Raw genomic sequence first — 10272 nt, forward strand, 5'->3', positions numbered from 1 at the left:
CAGCCGCTGCGCGCCAAGACCGAAGCGCAGGAAGACGCGATCACGCCCGCGGGCTGGAGCACCGGCGACGCCGCCAGCCTGCGCAGCACGCTGCAGGAAGTGACGCAGGCGCTGGAGCATGTGCGGCGCGTGGCCCAACAGGTGCGCGACACGCTGGAGCGGGCCAAGCAGACCACGGCGCAGGCGGCCGATGCCGCCTGGGCCACCGCCTTCGCCGAAGAGTTCGGCGCCCGTGCGCAGCAGCCCGGCTATGAGGTGTATGCCGCCATCGCCCCGGCGCTGGTCAGCGTGGACCGCAGCCGCGTCGTCTCGCTGCTGACGCTGAAGTAGCCCGGCGCCAGGCCGGCGCTATTGCAGCGGGCCTTCCAGGCCCCGCGGCACCGGCAGCGTGGCGATCTCGATGCCCTCTTCCAGCAGCGACTCGCGCTGCTCGGGCGTGGCCTGGCCGCGGATGCCGCGCGCCTCGATCTCCCCGTAGTGCATGCGGCGCGCTTCTTCCGGAAACCGCGCACCCACGTCTTCGGTATGGGCCAGCACATGGCGCACCGCCTGCATCCACGCGGCCTGCAGCACGCCCTCGGGCGACGGTTCGGTGTGGGTAGATGCCACCGGGCTCGATGCGGCCGGCGCGCCGGGCCGCTGTTCACGGTTGGCCGCGGGCGCGATGCGCGGCTCACGCGCGCCCGACAGGTTCAGTCGCGGCGCGGTCGGCCGGCGGGTGATGCCGGTGTCGGCGCACAGGGGACAGCTGATCAAGCCCTTGTCGAGTTGGGCGCCGTAATCTTCTTCAGAGGCGAACCAGCCTTCAAAGCCGTGGCCCTGGCTGCAGCAGAGGTTGAGAACCTTCATGAAATGATCATAGTGGCCGGCGTCACTTCATGCCGCGCCGTGCGCCTGCAACCCTAGGCCGGAGCGGCCTGCCAATCCAGCGACCAGGCACCGGCCTGCCAGCGCTGCAGCCAGAGCAGGCAGATCAGCGTCTTGGCATCGGTCAGCTCGCCACGGCCGGCCATGGCGTCCAGTTCGTCGGCCGACAAGTGGTGCACGTCGATCAGCTCGCCATGGTCGAGCTGCTGGGTGCCAGCGGTCAGGCCGCGGGCGAAGAAGATCTCGATGTGCTCGTTGGAATAGGCGGCGGCGTTGTGCAGGATGCCGGCACGGGCGATCTCGCGGGCGCTGTAGCCGGTTTCTTCGGTCAGCTCACGCAGGCCGCAGCGCATCGTGTCTTCACCCGGATCGATCTTGCCGGCCGGAAACTCCAGCAGCACCTGGCCCAGCGGGTAGCGGTGCTGGCGCACCAGCACCAGCCGGCCATCGTCCAGCAACGGCACCACCACCACCGCGCCCGGGTGCACGATGTACTCACGTGTGGCGGTGTCGCCGTTGGGCAGGCCGATCACGTCGCGCCGAACGTCGAGGAAGTTGCCCCGGTACACCTGCTCGCCCGACAGGCGCTTTTCGATGAGGTGCTGATCTTGATCGGCCGACATGCTCAACCCTGTTGGCGGCGCAGCACGCGCCAGACGAAGCCGGGAAACGCCAGCGTGAGGAACAGGCAGGCGCCGGCCGCGTAGAACTCCCAGCCCTGCGGCTGGCGCTGGCCGATGCGTGCCTCCAGGCCCATGCCCACCAGCAGCGTGAGGCCAGCCATCAGCGCCAGTTCCAGCAACCGCCAGGGCCAGCGCTTGGGCTGGCGCTGCGGACCCACCACGAACAACCGGTCGTTGACGAACGGCAGGTTGGCGGCGATGGTGGCCACCAGCAGCACCAGCCAGACCTCGGCCGAATGCGAGCCCACCGCCTACACCTGCCCCGACACGGTGGACCCGGTGCCGGCCGCCATCAGGTGGCCAGCGCCTTGACGATGGCGTCGCGGCACATGGCCATCAGGCCGCCCGGCATGATGCCCAGCAGCAGCACGGCGGCGCCGTTGACGGCCAGCAGCGCGCTCACGCCCGAGCCTTGCGACACGGCGGGTGCGCCGGCCGGCGGTTCGTCGAAGAACATCACCTTGATGACGCGCAGGTAGTAGAACGCGCCGATCAGCGACAGCAGCACCGCGGCCACCGCGATCCACAGGTACAGGTCGATGTTGGTGGTGATCAGCGCCTGCAGCACGGCTAGCTTGGCATAGAAGCCCACCGTCGGCGGAATGCCGGTCAGCGAGAACATGAACACCGCCATCACGCCGGCCATCCACGGTGCGCGGCGGCCCAGGCCGGCCAGGTCGTTGATGTCTTCGCTCTCGAAGCCTTCGCGCGACAGCAGCATCAGCAGGCCGATGCTGCCCAGCGTGGTCAGCGTGTAGGCCACCATGTAGAACATGGCCGAGCTGTAGGCATTGCCGGCCGACAGCGTGTTGCCGCTGACGACGCCGGACGCCAGCGCCAGCAGCATGAAGCCCATCTGCGCGATGGCCGAGTAGGCCAGCATGCGCTTGAGGTTGCTTTGCGCGATGGCCGCGAAGTTGCCGATGGCCAGCGAGACCACCGCCATCACCAGCAGCATCTGCTGCCAGTCCACCGCCAGGCCCAGCAGGCCTTCCACCAGCAGGCGGATGGTCATGCCGAAGGCGGCCAGCTTGGGCGCGCCGGCGATCAGCAGCGTGACGGCCGTGGGGGCGCCGTGGTATACGTCGGGCACCCACATGTGGAACGGCGCAGCGCCCAGCTTGAAGCCCAGGCCGGCGACGATGAACACCAGGCCGAACACCAGCACGGTGCCGTTGGCTTCACCCTTGCCGATCACGTCGAACACGCCCGGGATCTCCAGCGTGCCGGTGGCGCCGTACATCATCGACAGGCCGTACAGCAGGAAGCCGCTGGCCAGTGCGCCCAGCACGAAGTACTTCATCGCGGCCTCGGTGGCCACGGCGCTGTCGCGGCGCAGGGCCACCAGCGCATACAGCGACAGGCTCATCAGCTCCAGGCCGAGGTAGACGACCAGGAAGTTGTTGGCCGACACCATCACGCAGATGCCCAGCAGCGAGAACATCGACAGCGAGAAGAACTCGCCCTTGAGCATCTCGCGGGCGCCGATGTACGGCTGCGCGTAGGCGATCGTCACCATCGTGGCGATGGCGGCGAAGAAAGCCAGCAGATGGCCCATGGGGTCGGCGACCACCATGTTCTGCATGCCGTACAGCGTGACGCCGCCCTGCACGTAGCTGAAGTGCAGCGCCGCCACCACGGCCAGCGATGCCTGGGCCAGCCAGAAGGTGGGCCGACGCTTCGGGTCGGTGACGAACAGGTCGACCAGCGCGACGGCGCACGCCAGCACGAGCAGCAGCAGTTCGGGGTAGATGACCAGCCAGTTCATTTCAATCATGGTTGCGGCCATCCGTCAGGGAAGTTTGGAAGTGGCCACGTGTTTCAGCAGCTCGGTGACGGAGACGTGCATCACGTCGGTCACGGGCTTCGGGTACACGCCCATCGCCAGGGTGGCGATGGCCAGCACCGCCAGCATCAGGAATTCACGGCCGTTGATGTCGGTCAGGCTGCGCACGTTGTCGTTGGCCACGTCGCCCAGGTACACGCGCTTGACCATCCACAGGTTGTAGGCGGCGCCCAGGATCAGCGCGGTGGCGGCCAGCAGCCCGATCACGAAGCTGAACTTGACCGAGGCGAGGATCACCATCCATTCGCCGATGAAGCCGCTGGTGCCCGGCAGGCCCGAGTTGGCCATCGCGAAGAAGACGGCGAAGGCGGCGAACTTGGGCATGGTGTTCACCACGCCGCCGTAGGCCTTGATTTCACGCGAGTGCACGCGGTCGTACAGCACGCCGATGCACAGGAACATGGCGCCCGACACGAAGCCGTGGCTGACCATCTGCACCAGCCCACCGGCCACGCCCAGTTCGCTGAACAGGAAGAAGCCCAGCGTGACGAAGCCCATGTGGGCGATCGACGAATACGCCACCAGCTTCTTCATGTCCTGCTGCACCAGCGCCACCAGGCCGACGTAGATCACCGCCACCAGCGACAGCGCGACGATCAGCCACGCCCATTGGTGCGAGGCATCCGGCGCGATGGGCATCGAGAAACGCACGAAACCGTAGGCACCCAGCTTCAGCATGATGGCGGCCAGCACGACGGAGCCGCCGGTGGGCGCCTCGACGTGGGCATCGGGCAGCCAGGTGTGCACCGGCCACATCGGCACCTTGACGGCGAAGGCCGCGAAGAAGGCGAAGAACAGCAGCGTCTGCACGTCGGCCGGCAGCGGCAGCTTGTGCCAGTCCAGGATCTGGAAGCTGCCACCCGACTTGTAGTACAGGTACAGCAGCGCCACCAGCATCAGCAGCGAGCCCAGCAGCGTGTACAGGAAGAACTTGAACGCCGCATACACGCGGCGCGGACCGCCCCACACGCCGATGATGATGTACATCGGGATCAGCGTGGCTTCGAAGAAGACGTAGAACAGCAGGCCGTCCAGCGCCGAGAACACGCCCACCATCACGCCCGACAGGATCAGGAACGCGCCCATGTACTGGTTGACGCGGTCGGTGATCACTTCCCAGGCGGCGATCACCACGATGATGGTGATGAAGGCCGTGAGCAGCACGAACCACACCGAGATGCCGTCCACGCCCAGGTGGTAGCGGATATTGAACCGCTCGATCCAGGCGTAGTTCTCGACGAACTGCATCGCGGCGGTGCCCGAGTCGAAGCCGCCGAGCAGCGGCAGCGTGACCAGGAAGCTGGCGATGGCGCCGATCAGCGCCAGCCAGCGAACCGCCTTGGCCTGGTCGTCACGCCCCAGCGCCAGCAGGATGGCGCCGAATGCGATCGGCAACCAGATGGCAACACTCAACAATCCCATGTTCTTGTTCTCCGCCCCGCCTCAACGACCGAACAGGCCGCCCACCGAGGGCCACAGTTGCCAGGTCATCAGTCCGAACACGCCCAGCAGCATCACCAGCGCGTACCAGTACAGGTGGCCGGTTTGCAGGAAGCGCGTCAGCGATGCAATGCCGCCCATCAGGCGCGCCGAGCCGTTGACCACCAGCCCGTCGATCAGGCCCACGTCGCCGCCCTTCCACAGGCCCACGCCCAGCAGGCGCGCGCCGCGGGCGATGACCTTCTCGTTGAAGGCATCGAGGTAGTACTTGTTTTCCAGCAGGCGGTAGATCGGGCCGCTGTGCGCCTTGATGGCGGCGGGGATGGCAGGCTGCTTCATGTAGAAGAACCAGGCCACCACCACGCCCGACAGCGCCAGCCAGAACGGCAGCGAGGTCAGGCCGTGCAGCGCCATCGCGCTGGCGCCATGGAAGCCTTCGGCCAGTTCGGCCATCACCGGGTGCCTCGTGGCATCGACAAAGATGGCATCTTTGAAGACGTCGCCGTACAGCAGCGGCTCGATGGTCAGGTAGCCGATCAGCACCGACGGAATGGCCAGCAGCACCAGCGGCGCGGTCACCACCCAGGGCGACTCGTGCGGCACGTGCGGCTCGTGGTGGCCATGCTCGTCGTCGTGGTGGTCGTGCTCACCCGGGAACGGCTTGTGGCGGAAGTTTTCCTTGCCGTGGAAGACCAGGAAGTACATCCGGAACGAGTAGAACGCCGTGACGAACACACCGGCCAGCACCGAGAAATTGGCAAAGCCGGCGCCCCACAGGTGGCTCTCATGCACCGCCTCGATGATGCTGTCCTTCGAGTAGAAGCCCGAGAACAGCGGCGTGCCGATCAGCGCCAGCGAACCCAGCAGCGACGTGATCCAGGTGATGGGCATGTACTTGCGCAGGCCGCCCATGTTGCGGATGTCCTGGTCGTGGTGCATGCCGATGATGACCGAGCCCGCACCCAGGAACAGCAGCGCCTTGAAGAACGCGTGCGTCATCAGGTGGAACACCGCCACCGAGTAGGCCGACACACCCAGCGCCACCGTCATGTAGCCCAGCTGGCTCAGCGTGGAGTAGGCCACCACGCGCTTGATGTCGTTCTGGATGATGCCCAGGAAGCCCATGAACAGCGCGGTGATCGAGCCGATGACCAGCACGAAGGACAGCGCGGTGTCCGACAGCTCGAACAGCGGCGACATGCGCGAGACCATGAAGATGCCCGCGGTCACCATGGTGGCCGCGTGGATCAGCGCCGAGATCGGGGTCGGGCCTTCCATCGAGTCGGGCAGCCACACGTGCAGCGGCACCTGCGCGCTCTTGCCCATCGCGCCGATGAACAGGCAGATGCAGGCCACGGTGATCAGCATCCAGTCGGTGCCGGGCAGCGTGAGCTTGGCCAGTTCGCCGGTCTTGGCGAAGGTTTCACCGTAGTTCAGCGTGCCGGTGTAGGCCAGCAGCAGGCCGATGCCCAGGATGAAGCCGAAGTCGCCGACCCGGTTGACCAGGAAGGCCTTCATATTGGCGAAGATGGCCGTGGGCTTCTTGAACCAGAAGCCGATCAGCAGGTACGACACCAGGCCCACCGCTTCCCAGCCGAAGAACAGCTGCAGGAAGTTGTTGCTCATCACCAGCATGAGCATCGAGAAGGTGAACAGCGAGATGTACGAGAAGAAGCGCTGGTAGCCCGGGTCTTCCTCCATGTAGCCGATGGTGTAGATGTGCACCATCAGCGAGACGAAGGTCACCACGCACATCATCATCGCGGTGAGGCCGTCGACGAGGAAGCCGACTTCCATCTTCAGGTCGCCGAGCGTCATCCATTCATAGATGGTGGCGTTGAAGCGTGCGCCATCGACCACGACGCTCTTGAGCACCATGGCCGACAGCACGAAGGCGATGGCCACGCCGAGGATGGTGGCGATATGCGCGCCGCGGCGGCCCACCGCCTTGCCGAAGAAGCCGGCGATGACGGAGCCGACCAGCGGTGCCAGCGGCACCGCGACGAGCATGTTCTGGGACAGGGTTGCCGACATGGTCAATCAGCCCTTCAAGGTATCGAGTTCGTCGACATTGATCGACGCACGGTTGCGGAAGAGCACGACCAGGATGGCCAGGCCGATGGCGGACTCGGCCGCCGCCACCGTCAGGATGAAGAACACGAAGACCTGGCCCGCCATGCGATCCGCCACCGCGGGCAGGTAGTGCGAGAAGGCCACGAAATTCAGGTTCACCGCCAGCAGCATCAGCTCGATCGCCATCAGCAGCACGATCAGGTTGCGGCGGTTCAGGAAGATGCCGATCACCGACAGCGCGAACAGCACCGCGCCGAGCGACAGGTAATGGCCAAGGGAGACGGGACCCAGCATCACTGTTTCCCCTCAGGTTGCACGGCCGGTTGCACAGCGGCCGCGGACGGCGCTTCGATGGTCGGTTTCATCTTGATCAGGCGCACACGGTCGGCCTTCTTGACACGCACCTGCAGCGACGGGTCCATGGCGCGCGAATCCTTGCGGCGGCGCAGCGTCAGCGCGATGGCCGCGACGATGGCCACCAGCAGCAGCACCGCGGCGATCTGCAGCGGATACAGGTACTTGGTGTACATCTCGATGCCCAGCATCTTGGTGTTGCCGGCCTCGATGGCGGCGGCACTCAGCGCGGGCGCTTCAGGCACATAGAAGCCCTGGTACAGCACCGCGGCCATTTCCAGCGCGATCACCGCGCCGATCAGGCCCGCCACCGGGAAGTGCTTCCAGAAGTTCTGGCGGAAGGCGTCGGTGTTGATGTCCAGCATCATCACCACGAAGAGGAACAGCACCATCACGGCGCCGACGTACACCAGCACCAGGGTGATGGCCAGGAACTCGGCCTTGAGCATCATCCACACGCAGGACGCGCTGAAGAAGGCCAGCACCAGGAACAGCGCCGCATGCACCGTGCTGCGCGCCGTGATCACACGGAACGAAGCACCCAGCAGCACCGCCGAGAACACGTAGAAGAGAGCGGTCGTCGTATTCATCTTGTTGAACGCGCGCACGCGCCGAGCTGCAGCCACCCTGGCGGGTGGCCGCTGCGGTCAGCGGTACTTCGCGTCGGCCTCCTTGTTGGCGGCAATCTCGCGCTCGTAGCGGTCACCGACGGCCAGCAGCATGTCCTTGGTGAAGTACAGGTCGCCGCGCTTTTCGCCGTGGTACTCGAGGATGTGGGTCTCGACGATGGAATCGACCGGGCAGCTTTCTTCGCAGAAGCCGCAGAAGATGCACTTGGTCAGGTCGATGTCGTAGCGCGTGGTGCGGCGCGAGCCGTCGTCACGCACGTCCGACTCGATGGTGATGGCCATCGCGGGGCACACCGCTTCGCACAGCTTGCAGGCGATGCAGCGTTCTTCGCCGTTCTCGTAGCGGCGCAGCGCGTGCAGGCCGCGGAAGCGCGGCGACAGCGGCGTTTTTTCTTCCGGGAACTGGATGGTGATCTTCTTCTGGAAGAAGTGGCGGCCCGTGAGCTTCAGGCCCTTGAGCAGCTCCAGCAGCATGAAGCTGGAGACGAAGTCTTTGACGGCAGACATGGGGGTGACCTCTGTGTGCGTGCGTTGGGCGGCTTAGGACCAGATGTTCCAGGGCGACTGGATCCACAGGCCCACGACGACCAGCCACACCAGGGTGACGGGAATGAAGATCTTCCAGCCCAGACGCATGATCTGGTCGTAGCGGAAGCGCGGGAACGTGGCACGCACCCACAGGAACATCGTGACGACCACGAAGACCTTGATCGCCAGCCAGATCCAGCCCGGGATGAAGTCGAGGAAGCCGAACGGGCTCAACCAGCCGCCCAGGAACAGGATCACGGCCAGGGTGGAGACCAGGATCATGTTGGCGTACTCGGCCAGGAAGAACATCGCGAACGACATGCCCGAGTACTCGATCATGTGGCCGGCCACGATTTCCGATTCGCCTTCGACCACGTCGAACGGGTGACGGTTGGTTTCCGCCAGGCCCGAGATGAAGTAGACGACGAAGATGGGCAGCAGCGGCAGCCAGTTCCAGGACAGGATGCCCACGCCGTGGTCGGCGAAGATGCCCTTACCCTGGCCCATGACGATCTGGCTCATGTTCAGCGTGCCCGAGACCATCAGCACCACGACGAAGCAAAAGCCCATCGCGATCTCGTAGCTCACCATCTGGGCCGAGGCGCGCAGTGCGCCCAGGAAGGCGTACTTCGAGTTCGAGGCCCAGCCGGCGATGATCACGCCGTACACCTCGAGCGAGGTGATGGCCATCAGGAACAGCAGGCCGGCGTTGACGTTGGCCAGCGCCACGTCAGGACCGAAGGGCACCACCGCCCAGGCGGCCAGCGCCGGCATGATGGTCATGATGGGACCCAGGAAGAACAGGCCCTTGTTGGCCGCGGTCGGGCGGATGATCTCCTTGAAGATCAGCTTGACCGCGTCGGCGATGGGCGTGAGCAGGCCGAACGGGCCCACGCGGTTGGGACCCGGGCGGATCTGCGTCCAGCCGATGGCCTTGCGCTCCCACAGCGTGAGGTAGGCGACGCAGCCCATCAGCGGTGCCACGACCACGACGATCTTGATCAGGCTCCAGACCACCAGCCAGAGCGTGGGGCCGAGCAGCGAGGTGCCGGCTTGTTGGAGGGTGTCCAGCATGGTCAGGCTTTTTCGATGGTCAGCGCGCCGAACATGGCGCCGAGGGTGGCGGTGTGGGCATGGCCGGCCGGCACACGCACGGTGTTGGCGGCCAGGGTGGGTTCTTCCACCGCCGGCAGCAGCGCACTGGCGCTGCCTTGCGACACACGCACCAGGTCACCGGCCTGCAGGCCCAGTGTCTGCCACAGGGCTGACGGCAGGCTGGCGACCGGCGGGCGGGCGTCGGCCGTCAGCTGCAGCGAGGTGGCGCGGCGCACGATGGCGTCGCTGCTGTAGATGGGCACATCGGCCAGGCGCTCGAGGCCGCCTTGCGGTGCAGCCTGCACCACACCCAGCGCAGCGGCTTCGTTGTTCAGGCGCGAGGCTACGGTGGCCAGGTCGCCCAGCGCTTCGGCACGCACCTCTTCCGAGGTTTCGTGGTTGAAGCCTTCCAGGCCCAGCAGGTTGCCCAGCACCCGCAGCACCTTCCAGGCCGGGCGGGCATCGCCCAGCGGCTTGGTGACGCCGTGGAAACTTTGCACGCGGCCTTCGGCGTTGACGAAGGTGCCCGAGGTTTCGGTGAACGGGGCGATGGGCAGCAGCACGTCGGCGTTCTCGACCTGTGCGTCCTTGAACGGCGTCAGCGCCACGACCAGGCCCGAGCCTTCCAGCGCGGCACGGGCGGCGGCCGCATCGGCGGCGTCCAGCGTGGGTTCGACGTTCAGCAGCAGCAGCGCCTTCATCGGCTGCGACAGCATCTGGCCGGCGTTCAGGCCGCCTTGGCGCGGCATGGCATGCA

At 66.1% G+C, this 10272-nt stretch carries 11 protein-coding genes and 1 pseudogene; 1 reads left to right on the forward strand and 11 read right to left on the reverse strand.

Going from position 1 to position 10272, the window contains the following annotated elements:
• A pseudogene (locus ABNT58_RS15595) lies at positions 1 to 330 on the forward strand (hypothetical protein); the annotation flags it as partial.
• An 18-nt stretch (positions 331 to 348) separates the two neighbouring features.
• Here ABNT58_RS15595 and ABNT58_RS15600 read toward each other — a convergent pair.
• The 11 genes from ABNT58_RS15600 to ABNT58_RS15650 form a co-directional block, all read right to left on the reverse strand.
• On the reverse strand, positions 349 to 849 hold the full coding sequence (locus ABNT58_RS15600) for a DUF1178 family protein (RefSeq protein WP_348754379.1): 501 nt from the start codon (positions 847 to 849) through the stop codon (positions 349 to 351).
• Positions 850 to 902: 53 nt separating this feature from the next.
• Complete coding sequence (locus tag ABNT58_RS15605; RefSeq protein WP_348754380.1) at positions 903 to 1490, reverse strand: NUDIX hydrolase; 588 nt, start codon at positions 1488 to 1490, stop codon at positions 903 to 905.
• 2 nt (positions 1491 to 1492) lie between these two features.
• Complete coding sequence (locus tag ABNT58_RS15610) at positions 1493 to 1798, reverse strand: DUF2818 family protein (protein WP_348754381.1); 306 nt, start codon at positions 1796 to 1798, stop codon at positions 1493 to 1495.
• A gap of 44 nt (positions 1799 to 1842) precedes the next feature.
• The gene (nuoN, locus tag ABNT58_RS15615; protein WP_348754382.1) at positions 1843 to 3327 is read right to left on the reverse strand and encodes an NADH-quinone oxidoreductase subunit NuoN; all 1485 of its coding nucleotides are present in this window, start codon (positions 3325 to 3327) and stop codon (positions 1843 to 1845) included.
• A gap of 15 nt (positions 3328 to 3342) precedes the next feature.
• Entirely contained in the window at positions 3343 to 4818 is a 1476-nt protein-coding gene (locus ABNT58_RS15620; RefSeq protein WP_348754383.1) for an NADH-quinone oxidoreductase subunit M, read from the reverse strand.
• A gap of 21 nt (positions 4819 to 4839) precedes the next feature.
• On the reverse strand, positions 4840 to 6870 hold the full coding sequence (gene nuoL / locus ABNT58_RS15625; RefSeq protein ID WP_348754384.1) for an NADH-quinone oxidoreductase subunit L: 2031 nt from the start codon (positions 6868 to 6870) through the stop codon (positions 4840 to 4842).
• A 6-nt stretch (positions 6871 to 6876) separates the two neighbouring features.
• On the reverse strand, positions 6877 to 7203 hold the full coding sequence (gene nuoK, locus ABNT58_RS15630; RefSeq protein ID WP_250194499.1) for an NADH-quinone oxidoreductase subunit NuoK: 327 nt from the start codon (positions 7201 to 7203) through the stop codon (positions 6877 to 6879).
• The gene (locus ABNT58_RS15635; RefSeq protein WP_348754385.1) at positions 7203 to 7853 is read right to left on the reverse strand and encodes an NADH-quinone oxidoreductase subunit J; all 651 of its coding nucleotides are present in this window, start codon (positions 7851 to 7853) and stop codon (positions 7203 to 7205) included. The genes nuoK and ABNT58_RS15635 overlap by 1 nt, the downstream gene beginning before the upstream one ends.
• A gap of 57 nt (positions 7854 to 7910) precedes the next feature.
• Positions 7911 to 8399, reverse strand: coding sequence for an NADH-quinone oxidoreductase subunit NuoI (gene nuoI / locus ABNT58_RS15640; RefSeq protein WP_250194497.1), 489 nt, complete (start codon positions 8397 to 8399; stop codon positions 7911 to 7913).
• Positions 8400 to 8432: 33 nt separating this feature from the next.
• Positions 8433 to 9494, reverse strand: a complete 1062-nt coding sequence (gene nuoH / locus ABNT58_RS15645) for an NADH-quinone oxidoreductase subunit NuoH (RefSeq protein WP_348754386.1) — start codon at positions 9492 to 9494, stop codon at positions 8433 to 8435.
• A 2-nt stretch (positions 9495 to 9496) separates the two neighbouring features.
• Positions 9497 to 10272: molybdopterin-dependent oxidoreductase (locus ABNT58_RS15650; protein WP_348754387.1), on the reverse strand; the 776-nt coding region annotated here is incomplete at its 5' end.

The sequence above is a fragment of the uncultured Aquincola sp. genome, from assembly GCF_964001545.1.
GTDB lineage: Bacteria > Pseudomonadota > Gammaproteobacteria > Burkholderiales > Burkholderiaceae_C > Aquincola.

What these genes read in the sequence shown, in the direction of transcription:
- ABNT58_RS15600 (WP_348754379.1), bottom strand. Translation starts at nt 849, where the DNA reads ATGAAGGTTCTCAACCTCTGCTGCAGCCAGGGCCACGGCTTTGAAGGC.
- ABNT58_RS15605 (WP_348754380.1), bottom strand. Translation starts at nt 1,490, where the DNA reads ATGTCGGCCGATCAAGATCAGCACCTCATCGAAAAGCGCCTGTCGGGC.
- nuoN (WP_348754382.1), bottom strand. Translation starts at nt 3,327, where the DNA reads ATGATTGAAATGAACTGGCTGGTCATCTACCCCGAACTGCTGCTGCTC.
- ABNT58_RS15620 (WP_348754383.1), bottom strand. Translation starts at nt 4,818, where the DNA reads ATGGGATTGTTGAGTGTTGCCATCTGGTTGCCGATCGCATTCGGCGCC.
- nuoL (WP_348754384.1), bottom strand. Translation starts at nt 6,870, where the DNA reads ATGTCGGCAACCCTGTCCCAGAACATGCTCGTCGCGGTGCCGCTGGCA.
- nuoK (WP_250194499.1), bottom strand. Translation starts at nt 7,203, where the DNA reads ATGCTGGGTCCCGTCTCCCTTGGCCATTACCTGTCGCTCGGCGCGGTG.
- ABNT58_RS15635 (WP_348754385.1), bottom strand. Translation starts at nt 7,853, where the DNA reads ATGAATACGACGACCGCTCTCTTCTACGTGTTCTCGGCGGTGCTGCTG.
- nuoI (WP_250194497.1), bottom strand. Translation starts at nt 8,399, where the DNA reads ATGTCTGCCGTCAAAGACTTCGTCTCCAGCTTCATGCTGCTGGAGCTG.
- nuoH (WP_348754386.1), bottom strand. Translation starts at nt 9,494, where the DNA reads ATGCTGGACACCCTCCAACAAGCCGGCACCTCGCTGCTCGGCCCCACG.